The organism is Novosphingobium sp. TK71, from assembly GCF_055361505.1.
The window spans coordinates 2,093,875-2,119,555 of record NZ_CM143962.1 but is presented as its reverse complement, the minus strand read 5'-3'; the positions used below and the strand labels follow the sequence as shown (position 1 = coordinate 2,119,555).

The window sequence follows — 25,681 nt, the reverse complement described above, 5'->3', positions numbered from 1 at the left end:
GCAACGATCCATCCCGATCATAGCGTTTGATCGAACACCGGCCAACGGGCAGAGCCTTGGTCATGTCGCGTGTCCTCCCGTTCCGAAACCCGGAAAACCTCCCGAACCCGCTTGTCCGTCCCAGGCCCGCCGGGCATGATCGCGCGGTGTCCGAGGTCCGTGCCCGTCGGCGCGGCGGGCGCTGCTGAGGAGGCCGTTTTTCGTGTCCGACCGTCCCGCGATTCCCCTGACCCTCGAAGAAGTGGCGCGCGCTGCCGACCAGCGCGGGCTCGTCGTCGCGCCGGCCTGCATGGCGGGCGTCATGACCAATCTCGCGCTGCTGGCGCGCCATGCCGAGACTCTGCGCGGGACGACGAAGTGAAATCCGCCCGCGAGATTGCCGAGGCCGTTCGCAGCGGCCGGACAAGCGCCGTGCAGGTGGTGGAGCAGTGCCTTGCCGCGCTGCCCGCCCCCGGCGCCGATCCGCTGGTGGCGATCACGCGGCTGCTGCCCGCACGTGCCCGTGCCGAGGCGGCGGCGGTCGACGCCGCGATCGCGGCGGGCAAGGACCCCGGACCGCTCGCCGGTGTGCCTTACGGGGTGAAGGACCTGTTCGACGTGGCCGGGCTGCCGACCACGGCGGGCTCCTCGATCTATGCCGAGGCGCCGCCCGCGCTTGCCGATGCCGAGGCTGTCGCGCGGCTGCGCTCTGCCGGCGCGGTGATGGTGGCCACGCTCAACATGGACGAGTTCGCCTACGGTTTCGCCACGATCAACGCGCGCCACGGCACCACCCGCAATCCTCACGATCCCTCCCGCCTTGCCGGCGGTTCCTCGGGCGGCTCGGCGGCGATGGTCGCGGCCGGGCTGCTCGCGTTTTCGCTGGGATCGGACACCAACGGCTCGGTGCGCGTGCCCGCCAGCCTCACCGGGATCTACGGGCTTAAGCCTTCGCATGGCGACCTTCCGCTGGCAGGCGTGTTTCCCTTCGCCGAGAGTTTCGACGACGTGGGGCCGTTCACCGCCACAGCGGCGGACATGGCGCTCGTGTGGGAAGTGCTATCGGGCCGCAGCGCGCAAGACGGGGATCGTCCGCTGCGCCTCGGCCGTCTGGGCGGCCGCTTCCGCGAGAATGCCGATGCCGACCAGCTCGCCGCGATCGACGCCATCGCGCCCGATGCCCCGCAGGTCGAACTGCCGGACATCGCCCGCGCCCGTTCGGCGGCGTTCCTCATTACCGCCTTCGAAGGCGGCAACCTCCATCGCCATGCCCTGACCGAACAGGCCATGGCCTTCGATCCCGCAACGCGGGACCGTCTCCTCGCAGGTGCGTTGCTGCCCCGCGCGCTCTACGAGGAGGCGGTAGCTTTCCGCCATGCCTTCCGGGAACGGATCGCCTTGATGATGGCGGATTTCGATGTGCTGCTGGCGCCCGCAACGCCTTGCGCGGCCCCGCTCATCGCAGATCCGCGCATCGAGATCGACGGCGCGCTTTCGCCCGCGCGGGCGGATCTGGGCATTCACACGCAGCCGATCAGCTTCACCAGCCTGCCCTCGCTTGCCGTGCCGCTGCACCGGCCGGGGCGATTGCCGCTGGGCCTGCAACTGATCGGCGCGCCGGACGGGGAACCGGCCCTGCTGCGCTGCGCCGCGCAGCTTGAACGACAGGGAATTATCGGGGTGAGCGAGCCCATCCGCTCGCTGCAAGGGGCAGACAGGTGACACAAGTGGACATGACGGCGGACGACGAACCGGGCACGCCGCCCGCAGGACCCGGCGCGGGCGCGCTGGAGCGCTGGTTTTCGCTGAAGGAGCGCGGCACCACCGCCCGTACCGAGGTTCTGGCGGGCGTGACCACGTTCCTGACCATGGCCTATATCGTGCTGGTCAATCCGGCGATCCTGGGCACGGCGGGAATGCCGGTCGCCTCGGTCGCGGCCGCAACCTGCTTTGCCGCCGCCTTCGCCTCGATCCTGATGGGCTTCGTGGCCAATACGCCGCTGGCGCTGGCGCCGGGCATGGGGCTCAACGCCTATTTCAGCTTCACCGTCGTCCAGCAGATGGGCGTGCCCTGGCCGGTGGCGCTGGGCTGCGTGTTCATATCGGGCGTGGCGTTCCTCGTCCTGACCGTTACCGGCGTGCGCCAGCTGATCGTCGCCTCGATCCCGCAATATCTCTTCGCGGCGGTGGCGGGCGGCATCGGCCTGTTCATCGGCTTCATCGGCTTCAAGGATGCCGGCATCGTCGTTGCCAATCCCGCGACTTTCGTGGCGCTCGGCGATCTCAAGGCGCCCGGCGCGGCGCTGGCGCTGATGGGGCTGGCGGTGATCGGCGCGCTCAGCGTGTGGAACGTGCGCGGGGCGATGCTGATCGGCATCCTGGCGACCAGCGTGGTCGGCTGGCTCTGCGGGATGGTCTCGGTCTCGCCGGAACCCTATTCGCTCGAAGCCCTGACCGGCACGGCCTTCAAGCTGGACCTTGCGGGCGTCTTCGGCCTTTCCGGCAGCCATGGCCTGGGTCTGCTGGAGATCCTTTTCGTGTTCCTCTTCGTCGACCTGTTCGACAATATCGGAACCCTCGTGGCGGTGACCAAGCGCGCCGGGCTGATGGACGAGAACGGCCGCATCCCGCGCCTCAACCGCATCCTCATCACCGATGCCACCGCCACCATCGTCGGCTCGATGGCGGGCACCAGCACGGTGACCTCCTATGTGGAAAGCGCGGCGGGCGTGCAGGAAGGCGGGCGCACCGGCCTGACCGCCGTGGTCACCGGCCTGCTGTTCCTGGCCACCATGTTCGTGGCGCCTTACGCCCAGCTCATTCCCCTGGCGGCAACCGCGCCCGCGCTCATCATCGTCGGCGGGCTGATGCTGCTGCCGCTGACCGAGGTGGAATGGGAAGATCCGCTGGCGGCGATCCCCGCCTTCCTCACGGTGGCGATGATCCCGCTCACCTTCTCGATCGCCAACGGCCTCGCCTTCGGCATCACCGCCCATGCCGGGCTCAAGATCGTGCGCGGCACCATCGAGAAGAAGGACTGGTTCCTGCTGGTGCTGGCCCTGCTGTTCATCGCCCGCTTCGTCTGGATGGGAGCCGCCTGATGCGCGCCATTGCAATGTTCCTCGCCCTTGCCGCCGTCTGCGGCGCCGTTCCCGCCGAAGCGAAGCGGCTTGACGATACGCCGCGCACCGTGGTGATGACCGCGTTTTCGCCCGAATGGGACGCACTCGCCCCGGCCATCAGCAAGCCGCGCGAATACAAGGTCAACGGGCTTACCTTCCTCACCGGCAAGCTGGAGGGCAAGCCGGTGGTGCTGATGGCCAGCGGCGTGTCTATGGTGAACGCGGCGATGAACACGCAGCTCGTGCTGGATCGCTTCAACGTGCGCCGGATCGTCTTTTCCGGGATCGCCGGCGGCGTCGATCCCGAACTGTCCATCGGCGACGTGGTGGTGGCGCAGGACTGGGCCCAGTATCTTGAGGTTTCCTTCGCGCGCCAGACCGAACAGGGCTGGGTCGTGCCCGAGGAAGTCGATGCCGGGGCGCCGAAGAACTGGAACATGATGTTCCCGCGCGGCGTGCGGCTGGGCAATGCGGCGGAACCGATGCAGCGGCACTATACGATCGCGGTCGATCCCGGCCTCGTCGATCTTGCCCGCAAGGTCACGTCCGAAGTCACGCTGCGCCGCTGCGCCAAGGATGGTCCGCCCGAGCAGGCCGGGCCGTGCCTGCCGCAGACGCCGCGCATCGTCGTGGGCGGAACCGGGGTGAGCGCGGGCGTCTTTGCCGACAATGCCGAGTTTCGCGGCTATCTCCAGCAGGCCTGGCACGCCCGCGTGCTCGACATGGAAAGCGCGGCGGTGGCGCAGGTCGCTTATGCCAACCGGGTGCCGGCCATCGTGTTCCGCAGCCTTTCCGACCTCGCCGGGGGGGATGCCGGGGCGAACCAGATGAATGCCTTCATGGCGCTGGCCTCGGTCAATTCCGCCCATGTCGTGCGCGCCTTCGTCGCCGCGCTGCCGGACTGAGGCGATGGAACTGACGACGGTTACCGGAACGCGCGGCATCGTCACGGCGCCGCATCGCCTTGCGGCCGAAGCGGGGCTGGCGGTGCTGATGGACGGCGGCAATGCGGTGGAGGCTACCGTTGCGGTGGCCGCCACGCTGGCGGTGGTCTATCCGCACATGACCGCGATCGGCGGAGACGGTTTCTGGCTGATCCGCGAACCGGACGGCGCCGTGCATTCGGTACACGGCTGCGGCGGCGCGGCGGGCAGCGCCGACCTTGCGCTCTATGCCGGGCTGGACGCGGTGCCCACGCGCGGGCCGCTGGCGGCCAACACGGTGGCGGGGACGATTTCCGGCTGGGCGGCGGCGCTGGAAACCTCGGGAGGGACACTGCCGCTCGAACGCCTGCTGCGCGATGCGATCCGGCATGCGGGGGAGGGCGTGGCCGTGACCGCCGGGGGCGCTGCCATCGCCGCTGGCAAGGGCGCCGAACTGCGCGCCGCGCCGGGAGCCTATGCCGCGGTGTTCGAGCCGGAAGGCCGCCCGCTTGCCGAGGGTGACGTGCTGCGCAATCCCGCGCTTGCCGAAACCTTCCGCAAGCTGGCGAGAGAGGGGCTGGACAGTTTCTACCGGGGCGAACTGGCCGCCGCGATCGCCGAGGATCTTGCCGCGCTGGGCAGCCCCGTTTCGGCGGCGGACCTTGCCGCGCATCGCGCCACCCGGCCGCAGCCGCTTTCCGTCCCCATCCGCGGCGCGCGCCTCTACAACAGCGCCCCGCCGACGCAGGGCTTCGCCTCGCTGGTGATCCTTGCGCTGTTCGACCGGCTCGCCGCCGATGGGCCGGACGGTTTCGCCCATGTCCACGGGCTGGTCGAGGCGACCAAGCAGGCCTTCCTGCTGCGCGACGCGCACGTGGGCGATCCGGCCTATACCGATTACGATTTTCAGGCCCTGCTTGACGATCCGCAGGCGCTTGATGCCATGGCGGCGCGGATCAATCCGGCCCGCGCGCTGCCCTGGCCGCAGCCGCCGCAGTGGGGCGATACCTGCTGGTTCGGCGCGGCGGACGGGGAAGGGCGCGTGGTCTCCTCCATCCAGTCCACCTATTTCGAGTTCGGTTCCGGCCTGGTGCTGCCGCGCAGCGGGATCGTCTGGCAGAACCGAGGCAGCTCGTTCCGTCTGGCCGAAACGGGGTGGAATGCGCTCAAGCCCGGTCGCAAGCCGTTCCACACGCTCAACCCCGCGCTCGCCGTGTTCGAGGACGGGCGCGTCATGGCCTATGGCACCATGGGGGGCGAGGGGCAGCCACAGACGCAGGCGGCGCTGTTCAGCCGCTATGCCCGCTACGGCGCCGACCTCCAGGCCGCGATCAGCGCGCCGCGCTGGCTGCTGGGCCGGACATGGGGCGAGGCGACGACCTCGCTCAAGCTGGAGGACGGTTTCGACGAGGCGCTCTACGCCGCGCTGGCGCAGGCCGGGCACGACGTCGAGCGGGTCGGCCCGCCGACCGCGACGATGGGCCATGCGGGCGCCGTGGTGCGTCTGCCCGGCGGCACGTTCGAAGGCGCCACCGACCCTCGCAGCGATGGCGGCGTGGCCGCATGGTAGAGACCGGCGGAGCCCGCGCCGTCGCCCGCTGCGATGCCCTTGGCGCGGCGCCTTACAGCGAGCTGGAGCAGGGCCTCTATCGCGGCTACCTGACCCCGGCCTACCATGCCACGGTGGACCTCGTAGGCGCGTGGATGGTCGATGCGGGGATGGATGTCGATCTCGATGCCGCCGCCAATCTCCATGGTCGCTACGAAGGCGAGGCGCCCGGCGCCCCGGCGCTGGTGATCGGCAGCCACCTCGATTCCGTGCGGGACGGCGGCTGCTACGATGGCCCGCTCGGCGTCATGCTCGGCATCGAATGCGTCGCCGCGCTCAACGAGCAGGGCCGCCGCCTGCCTTTCGCCATCGAGGTCTACGGTTTCGGGGACGAGGAAGGCTCGCGCTTTCCCGCCGCCATGCTGACGAGCCGCGCCGTGGCTGGAACGCTGGACGTCGATCTCGGCGCGATTGCCGATGCCGATGGGGTGTCGATGGAAGTGGCGCTCGGCTCGTTCAAGACCGATTATGACGTGGTGACGGCCAAGACGCCGACGAACACCTTCTCGACACGGACCTACCGCGCCGCGCGCCGCGCGCCGGAAGACATCGTGGCCTATCTCGAAGCCCATATCGAACAGGGTCCGGCGCTGGAGGCGGAAGGGCTGGCGCTTGGCACCGTCACCGGGATCGCCTCGCAATTGCGCTATGCCGCCACCGTGCGCGGCATGGCGGGCCATGCAGGCACGAGTTCCATGCCGCTGCGCCGCGATGCGCTGGCCGGGGCGGCCGAAATGGTGCTCGCGATCGAGGAGATCGCCCGCGCGGATGGATCGGATCTCGTCGCCACCGTCGGCAGGCTGGAGGCCATGCCCGGCGCTGCGAACGTGATCCCCGGCGAAGTGCGCTTCACCATCGATGTGCGCTCGGGCGAGGCGGCCCGGCGGGACCGTGCGGCGCGGGAAATTCTCTCGCGGCTGGAGCAGATCGCCTCGAAGCGCGGCCTCGTGCTCGATCTGGTGCTGGTCCACGACCTGCCGGCCAGCCCTTGCGATCCCGTGCTGATGGACCTTCTGGACGCGGCCATGATCGAGGCTGGCCAGCCGGTGCGCCGTCTCGTCTCGGGTGCGGGGCACGATGCCATGGTCATGGCATCGCTCTGCCCCACGGCGATGCTGTTCATCCGCTGCAAGGACGGCGTGAGCCACAATCCCGCCGAGCAAGTCGAACCCGCCGACGCCGATGCGGCGCTGCGGGTCATGCGGGGCTTCATCGAGAAACTGGGCCAGAAACACTTGGGAGACAGCTTTGCCGACCGAACTTGATCCGCTGCTCTTCGGCGAGATCGACCCGCCCCAGCGCCTGCTCATGGGGCCGGGGCCGATCAACGCGCACCCCCGCGTGCTGCGGGCGATGAGCGCGGACCTGCTGGGCCAGTTCGACCCGGAAATGACCGGCTACATGAACCAGGTCATGGCGCTCTACCGTCCGATCTTCGGCACGCGGAACCAGTGGACGATGCTGGTGGACGGCACCGCGCGTGCGGGGATCGAGGCGGCGCTGGTCAGCCTCGTGGCGCCGGGCGACGTGGTGCTGGTGGTGAACTTCGGGCGCTTCGGCCTGCTGCTGGCCGAAATCCTCACCCGCATCGGCGCGGTGATCGAGACGGTGGACGCGCCCTGGGGCGAGGTCGTGCCGCTGGAACGCGTGGCCGAGGCCATCGCCCGCTGCCATCCCAAGGTCGTGGCCACCATTCACGGCGACACTTCGACGACGATGGCGCAGCCGCTCGACGGCTTCGGCGAACTCTGCCGCCAGGCGGGCGCGCTCAGTTATGTCGATGCCACGGCGACCATCGGCGGCATGGAACTGGCGGCGGACCGCTGGGGCGTGGATGTCGTCACCGGCGGTTTGCAGAAGTGCATGGGCGGCCCCTCCGGCTCGGCGCCGATCACGATTTCGGACAAGGCGGCCGAGCACATCGGACGCCGCCGCCACGTGGAACAGGGCATCCGCCGCGACGACATCGTGGACGGGCAGGGGCCGCGCATCGGTTCCAACTATTTCGACCTTGCCATGGTGATGGACTACTGGTCGGACAAGCGGCTCAATCACCATACCGAGGCGACCTCGATGCTCTATGCCGCCCGCGAATGTGCGCGCATCGCATTGGGGGAAGGGCTGGAGGCCCGCTATGCCCGCCATGCCGCTGCGGGCCGGGCGATGGCGGCGGGGCTGCGCGCCATGGGGCTCTCGCTGTTCGGCGACGATGCCCACCGGATGACCAACGTCACCGGCGTGTTCATTCCCGAAGGCGTGGACGGCGAAGCGGTGCGCATGGCGATGCGGCAGCAGTTCGAGATCGAGATCGGCACCGCCTTCGGCCCCCTGCAGGGCCGGATCTGGCGGATCGGCGCGATGGGGTACAATGCCATGAAGCACAAGGTGCTGCTGACCTTGGCGGCGCTGGAAGCGTGCCTCTGCATGGAAGGCTTCAGGCTGCCGCCGGGCGAGGCGGTTCCGGCGGCCATGGCCGCATGGGACTTTCCGCAAGTTGGGGAGCAGCGGGCATGAGCAAGGGCGCGCACATGGCCCGCGATCTCGTCGGCTATGGCCGCACGCCCCCCGATCCGCAGTGGCCCGGCGGGGCGCGCGTGGCGGTGCAGTTCGTCATCAACTACGAGGAAGGCGCGGAGAATTCCGTCCTCAACGGCGACGAACGCTCCGAGGCCTTCCTCAGCGAGATGGTCGGCGCGGCCAGCCATGCCGACCGGGCGATGGCGATGGAGAGCCTTTACGAATATGGCAGCCGCGCAGGGTTCTGGCGGCTCCACCGGCTGTTCACCGGGCGCGGGTTGCCGGTGACGGTGTTCGGCGTGGCCAGGGCCATGGAGATGAACCCCGAAGCCGTCGCCGCGATGCTGGAGGCCGGCTGGGAAATCGCCAGCCATGGCCTGCGCTGGATCGATTACCAGAACGTCCCCGAAGCGGTGGAACGCGCTCACATCGCCGAAGCCATCGCGCTTCACGAAAGGCTCACCGGCAGCCGCCCGCTCGGCTGGTATCAGGGCCGCACCTCGCCCAATACCGCGCGGCTCGTCGCCGAGGAGGGTGGCTTCCTCTACGATGCGGACAGTTATGCCGACGACCTGCCCTATTGGGACAGGCGGCACGGCAAACCGCAGCTCGTGGTGCCCTATACGCTCGACGTGAACGACATGAAGATCGTGGCGCTCAACGGCTTTACCGAGGGGGAGCAGTTCTTCCGCCACATGCGCGACACTTACGATCAGCTTCGCGAGGAAGGCGGGCGGATGATGTCGGTGGGCCTGCACGGCCGCATTGCCGGCAAGCCCGGCCGCGCCCGCGCCGTCGCCCGGTTCCTCGATCATGTCGTCGCCAGCGGTGACGGATGGGTTGCCCGGCGCATCGATATCGCGCGCCACTGGCAGGAGCGTTTCCCGGCATGAAGATCGACGTTCCCGTGCTTCACGCCGAAGTGGCCGCTGCCTTTCGCGCCTACGAGCGCGCGCTGATGGCGGACGATGTTCCGGCGATGGACGCCCTGTTTCATCAGGCGCCCACCACCAACCGCTACGGCGTGGGCGAAGTGCTTTACGGGATCGAGGAAATCCGCGCATTCCGCAAGGGACGCGGCGGCTCGCCGCAGCGCCGGCTCGGGCGTGTCGCCATCACCGTCTATGGTGACAGCTTCGCCACCGCCGATGCCGAATTCTTCCGCGAGGGTTCCGACAGTCGCGGCCGCCAGACGCAGAGCTGGGTGCGTTTCGATGACGGCTGGAAGGTCGTTTCCGCTCATGTCAGCCTCGAAGGGAGCACGTCGTGACCGCGCTTTTCGAACATAGCCCCTGGGTGGAGGAGCGCGCCGATGCGCGGCCTTTCTCGGGGGATCGCCATGCCGATCTCCTGGCGGTGATGCATGAGGCCAGCGCCGGGGAACAGCTCGCCCTGATCCGCGCGCATCCCGAACTGGCGGGCAAGGCGGCGATCGACCGGACCCTGACCGAGGCTTCGGCCGCCGAACAGGCCAGTGCCGGGCTCGACCGCCTGACGCCGGGGGAATACGAACGCTTCCACGCGCTGAACGCCGCCTACCGCGCCCGGTTCGGCTTTCCCTTCATCATCTGCGTGCGGTTGACCGACAAGGCGGGCATCCTTGCCGCGATGGAGCGCCGCCTCGGCAACGAACGCGACGCCGAAGTGGCGACGGCGCTGGAACAGATCGGCGAAATCGTGCGCTTGCGGCTGGAGGATGCGGCATGAGCGAGGTCGGACTGGCCGCGCTCGAAGAGCGGCTGGCGCGCGAGCTGGAGCTGATCGGTCATGACCGGCCCGAATGGGTACGGCCGCGCATGTTCGAGGGCGCGGACGTGCTTGACGTCGCGGTGATCGGCGGCGGGCAGTGCGGGCTTTCGGCCGCCTTCGGGCTGCGTTCGCAAGGCGTGCGCAATGTCATGGTGTTCGACGAGAACGAGCCCGGGTTCGAAGGGCCGTGGGAAACCTATGCGCGCATGGTCACGCTGCGCACGCCCAAGCATCTCAACCCGATCGATTTCGGCATTCCCTCGCTCACTTATCGCGCATGGTGGGAAGCGCAGCACGGCGCGGAAGGCTGGGCGGCGGTGGACAAGATCGCCCGTGGCGACTGGATGGAATACTTGCGCTGGTATCGCCGCGCGCTCGCCCTGCCGGTGACGAACGGCGCGAAGCTGCTGCGGATAGAGCCTTTGCCCGAAGCCGGGCTGCACCGCCTGCACTTCGCGGACGGCAAAGTGGAACAGGCGCGCAAGGTCGTGCTCGCCACCGGCATCCAGGGCGGGGGGGAATGGCACACGCCCGCCATGGTGCGCGACAATCTGCCGGGATCGCTCTGGGCGCATACCAGCGAGCCGATCGATTTCGCCGCGCTGCACGGCAAGCGCATCGGCATCCTGGGCGGCGGGGCTTCGGCTTTCGACAATGCCAACTTCGCGCTTTCGCAGGGCGTGGCGGCGGCGGAAGTCTTCATTCGCCGCAAGGCGCTGCCGCGCGTCAATCCGATCCGCTTCATGGAACGGGTGGGGTTCACCGCGCGCTATCCCGCGCTGGACGATGCCACCAAGTATGCGGCGATGGACTGCTTCCTGGGCCACAACCAGCCGCCTACCAACGACACTTTCGAACGTGCCGCCGCATGGCCCGGCTTTGCGCTGCACCTTGGCGCGCCGTGGCTCGACGTGACGGAGCACGAGGGCCGCGTGCGGGTGACGACGCCGCAGGGCTTCCACGAATTCGACTTCGTGGTGGTTTCCACCGGTCTCGTCAGCGATCCGGGCCTGCGCCCCGAACTGGGGCAAGTGGCCGGGCTTATCCAGCGCTGGGGCGAGCGGGTGGTCCCGACCGGGCCGCGCAATGCCCTGATCGACGCACATCCCTACCTTGGCCCCGCGTTCGAGTTCACCGCGCGGCAGGGCGTGGACCCCGCGCCGCTGCACGGGCTGTTCGCGTTCAACTATTCCGCGCTCGTCAGCCTCGGCCTTTCCGCATCGGCGCTTTCGGGCCTGCAGAACGCCCTGCCGCGCCTTGTCAGGGGCGTGGCGGACCAGTTGTTCCTCGATGACCGGGAGGTGCTGGTGGCCGAGTTCCTGACTTATGACGAGCACGAGTTCCTGGGCGCTTGGCCGGTGCTGCCGGAGTTTGCCGCATGAGCACGCTTTCCACGCACGTTCTCGACACGGCCCATGGCTGCCCGGCCGAGGGAATCGCGCTGGAACTCGCCGGCGCCGGCGGGGCGGTGCTGTTCACCGGCACGACCAATGCCGATGGCCGCTGTCCGGGCATTCCCGCGCTCGATCCGGGGGCCTACCGCCTGACTTTCGCGGTGGCCGCCTATTTTCGCGGCAGGGGCATGACCCTGCCGGAACCGCCGTTCCTTGACCGTGTGTCCATCGACTTCGGCGTGGCGGACGGGCAGGGGCACTATCACGTTCCGCTGCTCGTCTCTCCCTTCGGCTATTCGACTTACCGGGGAAGCTGAGATGGCGCCGCGTCCGATCCTGAAGAGGCCTGCTGCATGATCCGCGCCTTTCGCGGCGAATTCCTGTCCGTTTCCCGAGACCCGCGCAGCGATCCCCAGGCCGTCCGCCACGAAGCGGACGGGCTGCTGGTGGTCGAGGACGGCGTGGTCGCGGCGCGCGGCCCCCATGCCGAACTGGCGGAGCGATATGCCGGTGTCCCGGTGGAAGCGCTGCCGGGCCTCGTCGTGCCGGGCTTCGTCGATTCCCATGTCCATTATCCGCAGACGGACCGCATCGCCTCTCATGGCGAACAATTGCTCGACTGGCTGGAGCGCCACATCTTTCCGGCGGAAAAGGCCTTCGCGGACAAGGCCCATGCCGATGCCGTCGCCGCCTTCTTCCTGGGCGAACTGCTGAGGAACGGCACCACCAGCGCGCTGGTCTTCCCAACCGTGCACGAGCAGTCCGTCGATGCCCTGTTCGAGGCCGCGCTTGACCGGGACATGCGGCTGATCTCGGGCAAAGTGCTGATGGACCTCGGGCCCGACGGCCTGAACGACACCGTGGCCTCGGGCCGGGCGGGCAGCGAGGCGCTGATCCGCCGCTGGCGCGGACGCGGGCGGCTGGGCTACGCGGTGACGCCGCGTTTCGCGCTGGCTTCGTCCGATGCCCAGCTTGCCGATGCGGGCGCTCTGCTGGCCGAGCATCCGGACGTGCTGATGCACACCCACCTTGCGGAGAACCGCCGCGAATGCGCCGAAGTGGCAGCGCGCTTCAGCGCGGCGGCGGACTATCTGGACGCTTACGACCGGTTCGGCCTCGTCACCGGCCGATCGGTGTTCGCGCATGGCATTCACCTGCCGGATCGCGCCTGCCGGCGGCTGCACGAAAGCGGGGCGGGGATCGCGGTCTGCCCCAGTTCCAACTTGTTCCTCGGTTCGGGCTTCTTCGATTTCGCACAGGCCGACCGGCACGGGATACGCCTCGGCCTCGGCTCGGACGTGGGGGCGGGGACGACCTTCTCGCTGCTGCACACCCAGGGGATCGCCTATCAGGCCGCGCTGATGAAAGGCACCGCGCTCGATCCGTTCAGGGCGCTGTGGCTGGCGACGGCGGGCAGCGCCGCCCTGCTTCATATCGCTGACCGGGTGGGCAGCCTCGAAGTGGGGCAGGAGGCCGATTTCGTGGTACTCGATACGCAGGCGACACCGCTGCTCGCCCGTCGCACCCGCCACGCCGACCTTGCCGAACGGCTCTTCGCGTTGCAGGTGCTGGGCGACGACCGCGCCGTCGCGCGCACTTATCTGCTGGGCCGCTGCGCCTGGGACAGGGATACCGAATGACCGACCTCGACACTTTCATCGCCGGCCTGCCGAAGGCCGAGCTTCACCTCCACATCGAAGGCAGCCTCGAACCCGAACTGATGTTCGCGCTGGCGACACGCAACGGCGTGTCGATCCCCTTCGCCACCGTGGAGGAAGTTCGCGCTGCTTATGAATTCTCCAACCTGCAGGACTTCCTCGACATCTATTACGCGGGCGCGAACGTGCTGCTGAAGCGGCAGGATTTCCACGATCTGGCGATGGCCTACTTCGCGCGGGCGGCGGCGGACGGCGTGGTCCATGCCGAATTGATGTTCGATCCGCAGACCCATACCGACCGGGGCGTGCCCTTCGCCGAAGTGATCGAGGGGCTGCTTTCCGCCATGGCCGCCGCCGAAGCGGCGTTCGGCATGTCCAGCAGCCTGATCCTCTCGTTCCTGCGGCACCTTTCGGAAGAGGCGGCCTTCGCCACCCTGGCCCAGGCGGAGCCGTGGCTCGACCGGATCGAGGCGGTGGGGCTCGATTCCTCGGAAGTCGGCCATCCGCCCGAGAAGTTCGCCCGCGTCTTCGCCGCCGCGCGCGCGAAGGGCCTCAGGATCACCGCGCATGCGGGCGAGGAAGGTCCGCCCGAATATGTCCACCAGGCGCTGGACCTGCTGGGCGTCCACCGCATCGACCATGGCAATCGCGCGCTGGAAGACCCGGCCCTGATCGAGCGGCTGGTGCGCGAGGAGATGACGCTGACGGTCTGCCCGCTTTCCAACCACAAGCTCTGCGTGGTGGACGACCTGGCCGATCACCCGATCGACGCGATGCTGGCTCACGGGCTCAAGGCTACCATCAATTCTGACGATCCGGCCTACTTCGGCGGCTATGTCGCGGACAATTACCGCGCCGTCGCGGCGGCTCGCGGGCTTGGCAAGGAAGCGCTGGCCACGCTGGCGCGCAACAGCTTCACCGGCTCGTTCCTGCCAGAAAGCGCGGTAGCGGCGCATCTCGGCGCGCTTGACGCCTACATGGCGGACCATCGCCGATGAAGGCCCTGCTTCGCGCCGTATTGCTGGCGGTGCTTGCGGCTCTGCTGCCGGTTGCCGCCCATGCCGACGGCGCGAGGCGCAAGGTCATCATCGATGACGAGGGCTTCGCGCTCATGCACCTGATGTTCCTGGAAAGCGATCGGGTCGATGTGCTTGGCATCACCACCGTCTCCGGCAATACCTGGGCCAATCGGGCAACCGCGATGGCCTTGCGCGGGCTGGAGATCGCCCATCGCGGCGATGTGCCGGTGGTTCAGGGCGCGACTTATCCGCTGCTCAATTCCGAAGCGCTGACGGAGCGCTGGGAAGCGCTCTACGGCAAGCTGACGTGGAAGGGCGCGTGGATGAAGCAGTGGGTCGAGCCTACCCGGCAATCGACGCCTGCCTACCATGGACCGACCGATCCGGTGGACCTGCCCTGGGGCAATCCAGGACTGAAGGCCTCGCCCGAAATCGCGGCGAACTTCCTGATCCGCATGGTCCACAAGTATCCGGGGCAGATCACCATCGTCGCCTGCGGCCCGTTGACGAACCTTGCGCTGGCGCAGCGGCTCGATCCCGAGTTCGCCGCGCTGGCGGGAGAGCTGGTCTACATGGGCGGGAGCCTCAATCCGCAGCAGCAACTGGACAACGTTTCGGCCGCGCAGTTCGCGCGCGAATATGCCAATTCGCCGCGCCGCGAATTCAACGCCCGTTTCGATCCCGAGGCGGCGAGCATCGTTTCGCGCAGTCCCTGGCGCAAGATCACGGTGGTGCCCGCCGATCCCGCCACCGGCACGCAGCTGACCCCGGAACTGGTCAAGGCGATGAGCGCGGCGGCCGCGCCGGAACTGGGCCGGTTCATCGGCGGCATGGAGGCAGGCTTCCCGATGTGGGACGAGATCGCCGCCGGTGTCCTGCTCGACCCGGGCATGGTGACCGAGGCGGAAGAGCTTTACGTTGACTACAACGCGCAGTTCGGCGCGGGCTATGGCGACATGCTGAGCTGGCGCGAAGGCTATCAGCCCGGCCTTGGCGAACGCAAGGCAACCGTGGTGCGCAAGATCGACGCGGCGCGGCTGGACGCGCTGATGGTGCAAGTGATGGCCGCCAGCCGCCGGTAAGCTGGGCCACCGGCAAGCTGGGCGCTCGGCCCGGCTCACCGGTGCTTGAAGGAAGCGTTCAGGCCAGCCGTTCGGGGACCGAAAGCGCTTCTTCCACGATGCTGTCGCGGGTGCCCACAGATTCCCAGGGGAACACGAACCAGCGCTTGTCGTCGGCGCGGTCGATCACTTCGGACCAGAGGTCGACTTCGACCTTCGAGCTCTTGTTGTTGATGACGACGGCGAAGCGCAAGTTGTCATGATCGCCGCCGCCCTGCGTGAGCTGGCCGCGGATATATTCGATGGTGCCGCCGGTATCGTTGATATCGTCCACGAACAGCAGGCGGGTGCCCTGTGCGCTCATCGCCGCGACCTTGGCGATTAGTTCGTCGGCAAAGCCGGGGATCTTGGCCGAATGGTCGATCGAGAGCATCGGCAGGCCGAGCTGGTGCGAGATATAGACGGCCGGCACCAGCCCGCCGCGCCCGACGCCGATCACGAACTCGGGTTGCCACTCGTTCTGCTGGATCTGCCGCGAAAGCTGGCGGACCTTGGCGAGGAAATCTTCGTAGTATTCGAGGAAATGGAGCTGGGGCTCGGCGGCTTCACTCATGCGGGGCGAATCCTGAAACGATCATGTCGGGAAAGTAGCCCGGTTATCGGTTTCGTGCGGAATTCGCAATCACGGCAATTTTCCGCACGTCGCGTAATCGAATATGTCGCACCTAAGTCTTTGATGCGGCGTGTCCAAGCTGTGCAAAGCCGTTCTCGAATTCGCCCAGAACCATGGTCGCGGCATAGGACGGAGTGCGTGCCGTGGCGGTGCAGAGGGCCAGAGTCATGGGTCTGAGCAGCGAATCGGAGATGCGCGTGAAGTTCAGCAGTCCGCGCTGGACCTCGGTGCGCACGTCCAGCGAGGTGAGCACGCCGATGCCGGTGCCCTGGAGCACCAGCGAGGTGATCATCTGGATATTGTCCGAACTGGCCTTGCGGTCGAGGGTGATGCCGGTGGCGCCTTCGAGCACCGCGATCTGCTGGTAGACCGCAAGCGGGTCCGCCGGGACGATCATCGGTTCGCCCGCGCAGGCCGAGAAACGCGCTTCGGGAAGGGTGGCCAGCCGGTGCTCGGGCGGGGTGATGAACCCCAGCACGACTTCGGTGAAGGCGCGGACGGAAAGGTCGCGATAGGAATGCGGTTCGAACAGGATGCCGCAATCGACGGTGCCGTCGCTCACCGCGCGCCGCACCGCGTCGTTGCCCAGCACTTTCACGCCGATGGTGATGCCGGGATAGCGCTGCTGGATCGCGTGGATGGTGGCGGGAACGTGCCCCTTGGCCAGCGCGTCGATCACCGCGATCTCGACGTGGCCGCGCTTCAGCCCGCGCAAGTCCTCGATCCGCGTGCGCAGGCTGACCATGCCCTGCTGCCACTGCGATCCCGATGCCATCATCATCTCGCCCGCCGCCGTCAGCCGTAGGCCGGTGGGCAGGCGTTCGAACAGCGGCAGGCCCAGTTCGGCCTCGACGTTGAGGATCTGCCTGTCGATCGCCGAGGCGGAAACGTTCAGTTCGTCGGCGGCCTTGCGGATCGAGCCGAGGCGGCCCACCGCCATGAAGTACCGCAGGAAGCGCGAAAATGCCGGCATGGTGGTGTTTCTGGACCCGCTCTAATTTTTGCAATGATGTGTCGAATTCATTGCGTTTGCTCGCACCGTGTCAAGCCCTTACGCAATGGGCAACACCGAAACGTGCGACGGCACCGGCAGCGATTTCTCCTCTCCCAACAGAGGTGGCGGCCGGTGCACGAGCGCATGACGGTAGGGGGCGCATCTTCCGCGAAGGGTTGTAAAAGGGACACCCGACGCGGAGGCGCCCCCGCTTGCGGGGTTCAGGGCAATGATGAGGGTTTGCGAAAAACGTCCCCGGTGGGGGCGGCTTCTGGCTGCGCTGGCGATGGCCGGCTCGGTTCCATGCGCTGCTGCATCGGCTGCCGAGCTGCCGGTGCCGCAGCTTCCGAAAATCGCGCCGATTCCGGTGAAGGTCGTGGTCGTCGCCAATTTCGAACCGGGCGAGGACAAGGGCGATGCCCCCGGCGAATTCCAGCTCTGGGCCGAGCGCGAACATCTGGACGAGAAGATCGCCGTGCGCGGCGTGCTTCATCCACTGCTGCGTAACAAGGATGGGCTCTACGGCATCGTTTGGGGCAATGCCGGTTCGCTTCTGAGCGGCGTGGGCGAACAGCTTACCGCGCTGCTGCTCGACCCCCGTTTCGACTTTTCGAAGACCTATTGGCTGTTCACCGGCATCTCCGGGGTCGATCCGCAAGTGGCCTCGGTCGGCAGTGCGGCCTGGTCGCGCTGGGTGGTCTCGGGCGATACCCTGCGCGAGTTCGACGACCGCGAGGTGGCCAAGAACTGGCCTTACGGGCTCTTCGCCATCGGCGCCAAGGCTCCAAACCAGCTTCCCGACAATCCCGACAGTTTCGCCGGCATGACCGATGCGGGCGCGCTGTCGATGGCGGTCACGCTCGACCAGGGGCTTGCGCAGTGGGCCTTCGACATGACGAAAGCCGTGCCGATCCCCGACAACGCCGATCTCGCCAGGGCGCGCGCTGCGTGGACCGGATATCCCAATGCCCAGAAGCCGCCATTCGTGCTCATGGGGGAGACGCTGGGCTCGGTGCGCTACTGGCACGGCCCGGCCCGCACGCAATGGGCGCGCGACTGGGTCAGGCTGTGGACCGGCGGCAAGGGCCGCTTCGTCATGACCAACATGGAGAGCCAGTCGATGGCGGGCGCCATGCTGAACGGCGCGGCGCAGGGGCTCGTCGATCCCCGGCGCGTGCTGGTGCTGCGCACGGCCAGCAACCCTTCCATGCCGCCGCCGGGCGTCGATGCGCTGAACAGCGTGGGGGACGAAGGCCCCGGCCAGCTTGTCGCCTATGAGGCCAATTACCGCGTTGGCGCGCCGGTGGTGCATGAACTGCTGGCGGGCTGGGCGAAGTATCGCGATACCGTTCCCGGAGCGCCACGGCCGTGAAGCCGGCCCCGAGACGCGCGCTTGCCCGGGGGCTTGCCGCGGCGGCCGTGCTGGCGGCGATGCTGGCGTCGGCGTCGGTCGCTCATGCCGATGCGGCGGGCGAGGCGAAAGCCTCGGCGCTGTTCGACGAACTGTCCGGCAATGCGGCGATGCTGCGGGTGTTTCTTCAGGCGATGCCCAAGGGCGGCGACCTGCACAACCACCTTGGCGGCACCCCTTCGGCGGAGGACTGGCTGGACTGGGCGGGCAAGGCGGGCTTCTGCGCCGGAAGCGATCTCAAGCTGCTGCCGCCGCCCTGCGCCGATGCCGACAGGATCACCCGCATCGCCGCCGAACGGCCCTTCGACTATGCGCGGCTGGTCGATCACCTCGGCACGCGCGGCTGGCAGAAGGGGATCGGCCGGGACGAGGTTTCCGGGCACACCCAGTTCTTCATCAGTTTCGAGCGCTTCGGCCCGGTCGCGCCGGGGCATACGGTTCCGGCGATGGAAGTCGCGCTGCGCACGTCCGCGGGCGACAGCGCGACGTACCTCGAACTGATGCACAATCCCGATGCGATGATGGCCTATATCCTCGCCGCGCCCGATGTGCCGCTGGACGAGACGGGGCTTGAGGCGCGCTATGCGCAGGAACTGGCCGGTCTTGCCCCGGCGATCGCCAGGGCCCGCGCCGAACTGGACCGGGACGAGAAGCAGGTACGGGCCGACATGGGCTGCGGCACGTCCTCGGCCGAGGCAGCCTGCGGCCTTGCGGTCCACTATCTTGCCAGCGCCTTCCGCGCGCTGCCGCCCGCCCAGGTGTTCCGCTCGCTGATCGCCTCGTTCGCGCTGGCCGATGCCGATCCGCGCTATGTCGGGGTCAACATCGTCCAGCCCGAGGACTGGCCGGTCTCGATGCGCGACTACGACCTGCACATGGCGATGTTCCGCTTCCTCGAAGGCAAGTATCCGCGCGTCCACCGCACGATGCATGCGGGCGAGCTTGCCTTCGGACTGGTGCCGCCTGCCGGTATCCGCAACCACATGCGCAAGGCGCTCGATGCCGGGGCGGAGCGCATCGGCCACGGGGTGGCCATCGCTTACGAGGACGATGCCGCCGGCACGCTGCGCCGCATGGCGCGCGATCACGTCGCAGTGGAGATAAACCTCTCCAGCAACGACGTGATCCTGGGCGTTCGCGGGGGCGAGCATCCGATCCAGCTCTACCGCCGCTTCGGCGTGCCGGTGACGCTTTCCACCGATGACCAGGGCATCCTGCGCACCGATCTTACCCAGGAATACATGCGCGCCGCGCGCGAGCAGGGGCTGCATTATGCGGACCTCAAGCAGGTGACGCGCGCCAGCCTCGAATTCGCCTTCGTGCCCGGAGAGAGCCTCTGGCGCGGGCGCGTGCCCGGTGAGCCGGTCGCCGCCTGCACCGCCGGGTTCGATGCCGCGCCATGCCGCGCGCTGCTGGCGCGCAGCGAGAAGGCTCGGCTTCAGGTCACGCTGGAACAGCGGCTCGACGCGTTCGAGCAGGGCCTTGACCGGCTCATGCCCGCACCGGGCGGCAAGGGATAGTTTCGAGTACCCGGCGCGCCCGGTCACGGTGCGCCGCAACAATCACAACCTCACGGGAGACGGGGTTCAACAACAGGCCGGCGGAACCGCGAGGGGCGCGATTATCCGTACGGTTTCAGGGGGCTGGCACGATGGCCGCATCGATTGATACGCACATGGAATCCCATACCGCGCCGCGGCGTCATGCCTTGCGCAGATCCGCCTTGAGTTTCGCCGCCACGCTGCTGTGCTGCACGGCGATCCAGGCTCCCGCCTTCGCGGCGGAAGCGGCGGCAGAAGAACCCGCGCCTGAAGAGGGCAAGGAAATCGTCGTCACCGGTTCGCTGGGCGCCTTGCCGGTGGCCGATGTCGGATCGGTCTTCGGCTTCGACAAGACGCTGACCGAGACGCCGCGCTCGGCATCGACGATCAGCAGCGAGCAGATCGAACGCTTCGGCATCAGCGACATCTACGATCTCGTCGCACAGGCGCCGGGCACGTTCACCAACTCGTTCTTCGGTGTCGGCGGCGCGCTCGACATTCGCGGCACGCCGGGCGAAGTCTACTTCCGCGGCATGCGCCGTCTCGACAATCCGGGCAACTACCCGACCCCGATCGGCGCTTCCGACCGCATCGACATCGTGCGCGGCCCGGCCTCGCCGATCTATGGCCCGTCGAAGACCGGCGGCTACATGAACTTCGTTCCCAAGACCGCGCGCGTGAAGGGCGGTTCCTATCTCAGCCACCCGGAAGGCGAAGTGAGCTTTACCGGCGGTTCGTGGGACAAGGCCGACCTCAAGGCCGAAATGCGCGGCCCCGGCAAGATCGGCTCGCAGGAATTCGGCTACAGCCTGTTTGCCGAGGTGGAGGATTCGGGAAGCTACTACCGCAACATCTCCACCAAGAACACCGTGCTCCAGGCCGCGTTCGATACCGACTTCACGCCCAACCTGCGGCTTGAATTCGGCGGCATGTACCAGAACTTCAAGGGCGTGCAGAACGGCGGCTGGAACCGCCTGACGCAGGATCTCGTCGATAACGGCACCTACATCACCGGTTCCGCGCAATCGATCGACGACAACGGCGACGGCCAGATATCGGCGGGCGAATTCATCGCGCACGGCAACAACTTCGGGCCGTTCGGCGTCCCTGCCTCCTCCTTCACCGACAGTTCCTTCAACCCGCTCATGGCGCTTACCGATACCGGCACCGCCAAGCTCAGCCGCCGCGACGTGCTGGCAGGCAAGAACGACCGCCTCGATACCCGCGCCACCACGCTCTATGCCGACCTGATCTGGGAAGGCGACGACGACTGGAGCGTCAAGAACCAGGCGTTCTACGACAGCTACGAGAACATCAACGAGAACAGCTACGGCTTCGCGCAGTTCCACGATTCCTGGGTGTTCGAGGACAAGATCGTCGTCGCCAAGAAGTTCGAGAACGACCTCGGCAAGTTCGCCTTCCAGCTCTCGCCGTCGATCCGCTACACCGATTTCAAGCACGGTGACGATTTCGACTACGAATACTTCCACCGCGTGGACCTGACCAAGGGCTACACCGCCGCCTCCGACCGCCTGCTGGCCACCGAATGCCCGCTCAGCGACGAGCCCGGCTATACGGCGGCGGACTGCGGCTACAACAATTACGTCAGCGGCCATTACACCGACTATGCGATGGCCGGCCTTGCCGACATCGACTTCGCGTTCGGCCTCGGGATTACCGTGGGCGCGCGCTACGATTACGTGAAGGCCAAGTCCACATACGACATCACGAAGATGCTCCCGGCGGACGTCGCCGACCTTGGCGGGCTCTACAGCGCCAGCGGCAGCAAGGGTGCCTGGTCATGGTCGGCCAGCGCCAACTACAAGCTGCCCTTCGGCCTGATCCCCTATGCCACGATCGCCCGTCAGTCCACGGTGATCGCGGGGCAGGGTGCCGAGCTTTACGCCGGGGACATCGCGGGCAAGACCTTCATCTCGGCGTCGAAGCTCTATGAAGGCGGCATCAAGGGCAGCTTCCTCGACGATCGTCTCTACGCTGCGCTGTCGGTCTACAAGCAGAAGCGTACCGACTACAACATCCAGTCGATCACGGTGAACCAGTCGGTGGAGACCAAGGGCCTCGAAGCCGAGGCGCGCTGGTCGGTCAACGACCACCTGCTCATCACCGGCGGCTATACCCGCACCAAGGTCTACAACCTGACCGCGCTGGAGAACGGCACGCTGTTCAGCTTCTTCGGTATCGAGGATCTGGTCAACGTCACCGACCCCACGCTCTATCTCGGCGGGCAGCCGATCGGCCTGGTGCTGATCCCCGACAAGAACGCCTCGCGCCGCGCGGGCATTCCGACCAACCTCTACTCGCTGACGGCCACTTACGCCTTCGACAACGGCATCGCGCTCAGCGCCAGCGCCGTGAAGGTGGATTCGGTCTATTCGGGCCAGTCGCAGGTCGTGAAGCTGCCCGCCTATACCAAGGTGGACGTCTCGGCATCTTACGAGACCGGCCCGTGGCTGTTCCGCGTGGTGGTGAAGAACGCCACCAACGAACGCTACTTCCGCGCGAACTTCACCGAACTGTTCGGCTCGACCATCGTGCTGCCGGAAACCCCGCGCAGCTGGCAGGGCTCGATCGTCTACAAGTTCTGACCTCAAAGCGGCGGGGGCGCCTCCCTACCGGCGTCCCCGCCGCCATCGACGAAAAGATGAATCCTGCGATGACATTCCTGACCCGCGCCGTGCTGCTTGCCGGTGCTTCCGCTTCGCTGGCCTTCGGCGTCTCCGCCCAGGCCGCCGCGCCGGTTCCCGATATTTCCGCCTGCGAGCCCGGCAAGCCCTGCGCCGCGCCGCTACCGGTCAAGGTCGTGGTGGTCTCCCTGTTCGAGATCGGCAAGGACGAGGGCGACACTGCCGGAGAGTTCCAGCTCTGGAAGGAACGGCGGGGGCTGACGATGCGAATTCCCTTCCCGCAATCGTTCCACGATCTCTACTACAACCCCGAGACGCAAGTGCTGGGTATCGTCACCGGCGTCGGCACCGCACGATCGACCGCGGCGACCATGGCGCTCGGCCTCGATCCGCGTTTCGACCTGTCGAAGTCCTATTGGCTCGTCGCGGGCATTGCCGGGATCGATCCCCAGGATGCCTCGATCGGCTCGGCCGCCTGGGCGCGCTGGGTGGTCGACGGCGACCTTGCGCATGAGATCGATGCGCGCGAAATCCCGAAGGACTGGAAGAGCGGTTTCTTCCCCAGACACCTCAAGGGGCCGAACGACAAGACCACCCCGATCGATACCTCGGGCGGCGAAGTCTACCAGATCAACCCCCGGCTGGAGCGCTGGGCCTTCAACCTGACCAAGGACGTGAATATCCCCGACAGCCCGGAAATCCGGGCCGAGCGCATGCGCTTCACCGGATATCCCAATGCACAGAAGCCGCCGTTCGTCCTGGAAGGGGAGCAGCTTTCCGCGATGACCTTCTGGCACGGCAAGCTGCTGACCGATTGGGCCAACGACTGGGTCCATTACTGGACACAGGGCAAGGGCGAGTTCGTGACTTCCGCGATGGAGGACACCGGCGTGCTTCAGGCGATGACGTATCTCGACCGGATCGGCCGGGCCGACAAGGACCGCGTGCTCGTGCTGCGTGCGGGCTCGAACTACACGATGCCGCCGCCCGGCGTGGATGCGGCCTCCTATCTGCTGCGGGAAAACGAAGGCTACGCCGGGCTCCAGGCCTCGGTCGAGAGCCTCTATCTCGTCGGCTCGAAGGTGGTCGATGCGTGGCTGGCGGACTGGGATCGCTACAAGGACGAACTGCCGGAATAAGCGGCGGGATCACGAGCCAGGGAGGGAAGACTGGCGGCGGCGATCTCCAGCGCTGCCGTCAGTCGTTCTCCCGCCTCGGCCGGGAGGCCGGGGCCGCGCAGGAAACCAAGCCGGCGGCGCAGCCCATAGCCTGTGATGGCGGCCGTGACGGTGCCTTGCCCCGCCAGCGAGCGCGGCGCCACCGTCACCCCGAGCCCCGCTGCGACCATCCTCAGGCAGCGGTCCTCGTTCTCGCTGCGCAAGGCGAAGCGGGGGCGGACGCCGGCATCGGTGAAGAAGCGGCTGGTCCGCTGCAGCACCTCGCAGGAGCGGCGCGCGATCATGATATCGCCGGCAAGTTCCTGCGGAGCGACCTCCCCTCGCCCGGCAAAGCGGTGCGCGGCGGGCATGACCAGCAGGTAAGGCTCCTCCAGCACCTCGCCCGACGCTCCTTCGTCTTCTGCCATGAGCGTGAGCGCGAGGTGGATCTTGCCGCTGGCAAGTTGCCCGCGCAGATCCCGGTCGTCCCCCTCGACCAGTTCGATCCCGAATTCGCGGGCCAGTTCGCGGGCCACCCGCTCCAGCATCGCGCCGGACACGGTGGGAATGACGCCCAGCTTCAGTCCCGGCCATTGTTCCTGGACTGGCCGGGCGAATTGGTCGGCGCGGCGGAAACCCGCTTCGAGGTCGCGGGCGATCGGCAGGAAGGCCCCGCCGGATTCCGTCAGCCGGACATGGCGCCGGTCGCGCACGAACAGCGGCGTGCCGACCAGTCGTTCCAGTTCGGCTATGCTGGTCGAGACGGTGGGCTGGGTGACATGCAGCCGCGCCGAGGCCTGCTTGAAGCTGCCGGAATCGGCAACGGCAAGGAAATGGCGGATATGCGCGCGCTTTATCATTGGAAAAATCTATTCAAATGCCGTGCAAGTTTCAATTTGTTTGCGTGAAGGGGTTTCGATAGCTTGCCGGCAACGATGGCCCGCATCTCCGGCGGGCCTTGAAAGTTTGGGAAGAGAGATGAAAGCCACCCCCGATTTCGATTTCGGCCTGAGCGAAAGCGCCGTGATGATCCGCGAAAGCGTTGCCCGCTTCGCCGACGAACAGATCGCCCCGCTTGCCGTCAGGGTCGACGCCGAGGACTGGTTCCCGCGTGAGCTCTGGCCTGCCATGGGCGAGCTTGGGCTGCACGGCATCACCGTGGAGGAGGAATGGGGCGGAACCGGCCTCGGCTATCTGGAACATGTGATCGCGGTGGAGGAAGTCAGCCGCGCTTCGGCTTCGGTGGGGCTGTCCTATGGGGCGCACTCCAACCTCTGCGTCAACCAGATCCGCCGCTGGGGCAACGATGCGCAGAAGGCGAAGTACCTGCCGGGGCTGATCTCGGGCGAGCACGTGGGAAGCTTGGCCATGTCCGAAGCGGGCGCCGGGTCCGATGTCGTGGGCATGAAGCTGCGGGCGGACGCGGTGGAAGGCGGCTACCGCCTCAACGGCACCAAGTTCTGGATCACCAACGGCACATATGCCGATGTGCTGGTCGTCTATGCCCGGACCGATGCCGAAGCGGGATCGAAGGGTATCACCGCCTTCCTGATCGAGAAGGACATGGCCGGATTCTCCATCGGCCAGAAGATCGACAAGATGGGCATGCGCGGTTCGCCGACCTGCGAACTGGTGTTCGACGATTGCTTCGTGCCCGCAGGGAACGTCATGGGCCCGCTGAACGGCGGCGTGAAGGTTCTCATGAGCGGCCTCGATTACGAGCGCGTGGTGCTTGCGGGCTTGCAGATCGGGATCATGCAGGCCTGCCTCGACACGGTGATTCCCTATGTGCGCGAACGCCGCCAGTTCGGCGCGGCCATCGGCACGTTCCAGCTCATGCAGGCCAAAGTGGCGGACATGTACGTCGCGCTGCAATCGGCGCGGGCCTATGTCTATGCGGTGGCGCGGGCCTGCGATGCCGGGCAGACCACCCGCTTCGACGCGGCCGGCGCGATCCTGCTGGCGAGCGAGAACGCCTTCCGCGTCTCGGGCGAGGCGGTGCAGGCGCTGGGCGGTGCAGGCTATACCAAGGACTGGCCGGTCGAACGCTATCTGCGCGATGCCAAGCTGCTGGATATCGGTGCGGGCACCAACGAGATCCGGCGGATGCTGATCGGGCGGGAACTGATCGGGGCTTGAGAACAACAGCGTTTCCGGGGGCGATCCCCCGGAACTCGCGGAATCGCTGCCTTGCCTCTGAATTGCGCGCCGCCGAATCGCGGCGCGCTT

Annotated in this window: 23 protein-coding genes; 20 read left to right on the top strand and 3 right to left on the bottom strand. The window is 67.4% G+C overall.

Going from position 1 to position 25,681, the window contains the following annotated elements:
* Positions 1 to 202 precede the first annotated feature (202 nt).
* The 15 genes from ACXJ16_RS09710 to ACXJ16_RS09640 are packed head-to-tail and all read left to right on the top strand — an operon-like array spanning position 203 to position 15,052.
* The gene (locus ACXJ16_RS09710) at positions 203 to 361 is read left to right on the top strand and encodes a hypothetical protein (RefSeq protein ID WP_156336725.1); all 159 of its coding nucleotides are present in this window, start codon (positions 203 to 205) and stop codon (positions 359 to 361) included.
* Positions 358 to 1,701, top strand: coding sequence for an AtzE family amidohydrolase (locus ACXJ16_RS09705; RefSeq protein ID WP_463920563.1), 1,344 nt, complete (start codon positions 358 to 360; stop codon positions 1,699 to 1,701). Before ACXJ16_RS09710 ends, ACXJ16_RS09705 begins: the two co-directional genes overlap by 4 nt.
* An 11-nt stretch (positions 1,702 to 1,712) precedes the next feature.
* Positions 1,713 to 3,080, top strand: coding sequence for an NCS2 family permease (locus tag ACXJ16_RS09700; protein WP_054440136.1), 1,368 nt, complete (start codon positions 1,713 to 1,715; stop codon positions 3,078 to 3,080).
* Positions 3,080 to 4,006, top strand: coding sequence for a 5'-methylthioadenosine/S-adenosylhomocysteine nucleosidase (locus ACXJ16_RS09695; RefSeq protein WP_207906125.1), 927 nt, complete (start codon positions 3,080 to 3,082; stop codon positions 4,004 to 4,006). The genes ACXJ16_RS09700 and ACXJ16_RS09695 overlap by 1 nt, the downstream gene beginning before the upstream one ends.
* Positions 4,007 to 4,010: 4 nt before the next feature.
* On the top strand, positions 4,011 to 5,594 hold the full coding sequence (locus ACXJ16_RS09690) for a gamma-glutamyltransferase family protein (protein ID WP_463920561.1): 1,584 nt from the start codon (positions 4,011 to 4,013) through the stop codon (positions 5,592 to 5,594).
* A complete protein-coding gene (locus ACXJ16_RS09685; RefSeq protein ID WP_463920559.1) occupies positions 5,588 to 6,898 on the top strand; it encodes an allantoate amidohydrolase in 1,311 nt (436 codons plus the stop codon). The genes ACXJ16_RS09690 and ACXJ16_RS09685 overlap by 7 nt, the downstream gene beginning before the upstream one ends.
* Before the next feature lie 43 nt (positions 6,899 to 6,941).
* Complete coding sequence (locus tag ACXJ16_RS09680) at positions 6,942 to 8,147, top strand: pyridoxal-phosphate-dependent aminotransferase family protein (protein ID WP_463921783.1); 1,206 nt, start codon at positions 6,942 to 6,944, stop codon at positions 8,145 to 8,147.
* Between the two features lie 14 nt (positions 8,148 to 8,161).
* Entirely contained in the window at positions 8,162 to 9,043 is an 882-nt protein-coding gene (puuE, locus tag ACXJ16_RS09675) for an allantoinase PuuE (RefSeq protein WP_054440137.1), read from the top strand.
* A complete protein-coding gene (gene hpxZ, locus ACXJ16_RS09670) occupies positions 9,040 to 9,420 on the top strand; it encodes an oxalurate catabolism protein HpxZ (protein ID WP_463920558.1) in 381 nt (126 codons plus the stop codon). The genes puuE and hpxZ overlap by 4 nt, the downstream gene beginning before the upstream one ends.
* Positions 9,417 to 9,857 carry a 2-oxo-4-hydroxy-4-carboxy-5-ureidoimidazoline decarboxylase gene (gene uraD / locus ACXJ16_RS09665; protein WP_324698305.1) on the top strand — a complete coding sequence of 147 codons (441 nt, stop codon included), beginning with the start codon at positions 9,417 to 9,419 and terminating at the stop codon, positions 9,855 to 9,857. Before hpxZ ends, uraD begins: the two co-directional genes overlap by 4 nt.
* A complete protein-coding gene (locus tag ACXJ16_RS09660; RefSeq protein WP_324698307.1) occupies positions 9,854 to 11,281 on the top strand; it encodes an NAD(P)/FAD-dependent oxidoreductase in 1,428 nt (475 codons plus the stop codon). The genes uraD and ACXJ16_RS09660 overlap by 4 nt, the downstream gene beginning before the upstream one ends.
* Positions 11,278 to 11,610: a hydroxyisourate hydrolase gene (uraH, locus tag ACXJ16_RS09655; RefSeq protein WP_132469494.1), complete on the top strand. Its 333-nt coding sequence runs from the start codon at positions 11,278 to 11,280 to the stop codon at positions 11,608 to 11,610. The genes ACXJ16_RS09660 and uraH overlap by 4 nt, the downstream gene beginning before the upstream one ends.
* A gap of 36 nt (positions 11,611 to 11,646) precedes the next feature.
* On the top strand, positions 11,647 to 12,933 hold the full coding sequence (gene guaD, locus ACXJ16_RS09650) for a guanine deaminase (RefSeq protein ID WP_324698309.1): 1,287 nt from the start codon (positions 11,647 to 11,649) through the stop codon (positions 12,931 to 12,933).
* Positions 12,930 to 13,949, top strand: coding sequence for an adenosine deaminase (locus ACXJ16_RS09645; RefSeq protein ID WP_324698311.1), 1,020 nt, complete (start codon positions 12,930 to 12,932; stop codon positions 13,947 to 13,949). Before guaD ends, ACXJ16_RS09645 begins: the two co-directional genes overlap by 4 nt.
* Positions 13,946 to 15,052, top strand: coding sequence for a nucleoside hydrolase (locus ACXJ16_RS09640; RefSeq protein WP_324698313.1), 1,107 nt, complete (start codon positions 13,946 to 13,948; stop codon positions 15,050 to 15,052). The genes ACXJ16_RS09645 and ACXJ16_RS09640 overlap by 4 nt, the downstream gene beginning before the upstream one ends.
* 58 nt (positions 15,053 to 15,110) lie before the next feature.
* Here ACXJ16_RS09640 and ACXJ16_RS09635 read toward each other — a convergent pair whose 3' ends face one another.
* Both ACXJ16_RS09635 and ACXJ16_RS09630 read right to left on the bottom strand, forming a co-directional pair.
* A complete protein-coding gene (locus tag ACXJ16_RS09635; RefSeq protein ID WP_054440022.1) occupies positions 15,111 to 15,644 on the bottom strand; it encodes a phosphoribosyltransferase in 534 nt (177 codons plus the stop codon).
* A gap of 112 nt (positions 15,645 to 15,756) precedes the next feature.
* Entirely contained in the window at positions 15,757 to 16,677 is a 921-nt protein-coding gene (locus tag ACXJ16_RS09630) for a LysR family transcriptional regulator (RefSeq protein WP_054440025.1), read from the bottom strand.
* 250 nt (positions 16,678 to 16,927) lie between these two features.
* On the opposite strand from ACXJ16_RS09630, the gene ACXJ16_RS09625 reads away from it, so the two are divergent.
* The 4 genes from ACXJ16_RS09625 to ACXJ16_RS09610 all read left to right on the top strand — a co-directional run bounded on the left by ACXJ16_RS09625 (position 16,928) and on the right by ACXJ16_RS09610 (position 23,434).
* A complete protein-coding gene (locus tag ACXJ16_RS09625) occupies positions 16,928 to 18,070 on the top strand; it encodes a purine nucleoside permease (RefSeq protein WP_463920555.1) in 1,143 nt (380 codons plus the stop codon).
* Positions 18,067 to 19,629: an adenosine deaminase family protein gene (locus ACXJ16_RS09620; protein ID WP_463920553.1), complete on the top strand. Its 1,563-nt coding sequence runs from the start codon at positions 18,067 to 18,069 to the stop codon at positions 19,627 to 19,629. The genes ACXJ16_RS09625 and ACXJ16_RS09620 overlap by 4 nt, the downstream gene beginning before the upstream one ends.
* A 203-nt stretch (positions 19,630 to 19,832) precedes the next feature.
* Positions 19,833 to 22,256, top strand: a complete 2,424-nt coding sequence (locus ACXJ16_RS09615; RefSeq protein ID WP_243692692.1) for a TonB-dependent siderophore receptor — start codon at positions 19,833 to 19,835, stop codon at positions 22,254 to 22,256.
* A 68-nt stretch (positions 22,257 to 22,324) separates the two neighbouring features.
* Complete coding sequence (locus ACXJ16_RS09610; RefSeq protein WP_292636199.1) at positions 22,325 to 23,434, top strand: purine nucleoside permease; 1,110 nt, start codon at positions 22,325 to 22,327, stop codon at positions 23,432 to 23,434.
* Here ACXJ16_RS09610 and ACXJ16_RS09605 read toward each other — a convergent pair.
* The gene (locus ACXJ16_RS09605) at positions 23,410 to 24,312 is read right to left on the bottom strand and encodes a LysR family transcriptional regulator (protein WP_443478125.1); all 903 of its coding nucleotides are present in this window, start codon (positions 24,310 to 24,312) and stop codon (positions 23,410 to 23,412) included. The two genes, ACXJ16_RS09610 and ACXJ16_RS09605, sit on opposite strands and share 25 nt — an antisense overlap.
* Before the next feature lie 118 nt (positions 24,313 to 24,430).
* Here ACXJ16_RS09605 and ACXJ16_RS09600 point away from each other — a divergent pair, with 118 nt between their 5' ends.
* The gene (locus tag ACXJ16_RS09600; protein WP_054440029.1) at positions 24,431 to 25,591 is read left to right on the top strand and encodes an isovaleryl-CoA dehydrogenase; all 1,161 of its coding nucleotides are present in this window, start codon (positions 24,431 to 24,433) and stop codon (positions 25,589 to 25,591) included.
* Positions 25,592 to 25,681: the final 90 nt, after the last annotated feature.

Bases quoted from the DNA above. Each gene is read 5' to 3' on its own strand.
- ACXJ16_RS09635 (WP_054440022.1), bottom strand. From the start codon at position 15,644: ATGAGTGAAGCCGCCGAGCCCCAGCTCCATTTCCTCGAATACTACGAA.
- ACXJ16_RS09700 (WP_054440136.1), top strand. From the start codon at position 1,713: ATGACGGCGGACGACGAACCGGGCACGCCGCCCGCAGGACCCGGCGCG.
- ACXJ16_RS09630 (WP_054440025.1), bottom strand. From the start codon at position 16,677: ATGCCGGCATTTTCGCGCTTCCTGCGGTACTTCATGGCGGTGGGCCGC.
- ACXJ16_RS09640 (WP_324698313.1), top strand. From the start codon at position 13,946: ATGAAGGCCCTGCTTCGCGCCGTATTGCTGGCGGTGCTTGCGGCTCTG.
- ACXJ16_RS09660 (WP_324698307.1), top strand. From the start codon at position 9,854: ATGAGCGAGGTCGGACTGGCCGCGCTCGAAGAGCGGCTGGCGCGCGAG.
- ACXJ16_RS09600 (WP_054440029.1), top strand. From the start codon at position 24,431: ATGAAAGCCACCCCCGATTTCGATTTCGGCCTGAGCGAAAGCGCCGTG.
- ACXJ16_RS09605 (WP_443478125.1), bottom strand. From the start codon at position 24,312: ATGATAAAGCGCGCGCATATCCGCCATTTCCTTGCCGTTGCCGATTCC.
- ACXJ16_RS09695 (WP_207906125.1), top strand. From the start codon at position 3,080: ATGCGCGCCATTGCAATGTTCCTCGCCCTTGCCGCCGTCTGCGGCGCC.
- uraH (WP_132469494.1), top strand. From the start codon at position 11,278: ATGAGCACGCTTTCCACGCACGTTCTCGACACGGCCCATGGCTGCCCG.
- hpxZ (WP_463920558.1), top strand. From the start codon at position 9,040: ATGAAGATCGACGTTCCCGTGCTTCACGCCGAAGTGGCCGCTGCCTTT.
- ACXJ16_RS09645 (WP_324698311.1), top strand. From the start codon at position 12,930: ATGACCGACCTCGACACTTTCATCGCCGGCCTGCCGAAGGCCGAGCTT.
- guaD (WP_324698309.1), top strand. From the start codon at position 11,647: ATGATCCGCGCCTTTCGCGGCGAATTCCTGTCCGTTTCCCGAGACCCG.
- ACXJ16_RS09610 (WP_292636199.1), top strand. From the start codon at position 22,325: ATGACATTCCTGACCCGCGCCGTGCTGCTTGCCGGTGCTTCCGCTTCG.
- ACXJ16_RS09685 (WP_463920559.1), top strand. From the start codon at position 5,588: ATGGTAGAGACCGGCGGAGCCCGCGCCGTCGCCCGCTGCGATGCCCTT.
- puuE (WP_054440137.1), top strand. From the start codon at position 8,162: ATGGCCCGCGATCTCGTCGGCTATGGCCGCACGCCCCCCGATCCGCAG.
- ACXJ16_RS09625 (WP_463920555.1), top strand. From the start codon at position 16,928: ATGATGAGGGTTTGCGAAAAACGTCCCCGGTGGGGGCGGCTTCTGGCT.
- ACXJ16_RS09690 (WP_463920561.1), top strand. From the start codon at position 4,011: ATGGAACTGACGACGGTTACCGGAACGCGCGGCATCGTCACGGCGCCG.
- ACXJ16_RS09680 (WP_463921783.1), top strand. From the start codon at position 6,942: ATGGGGCCGGGGCCGATCAACGCGCACCCCCGCGTGCTGCGGGCGATG.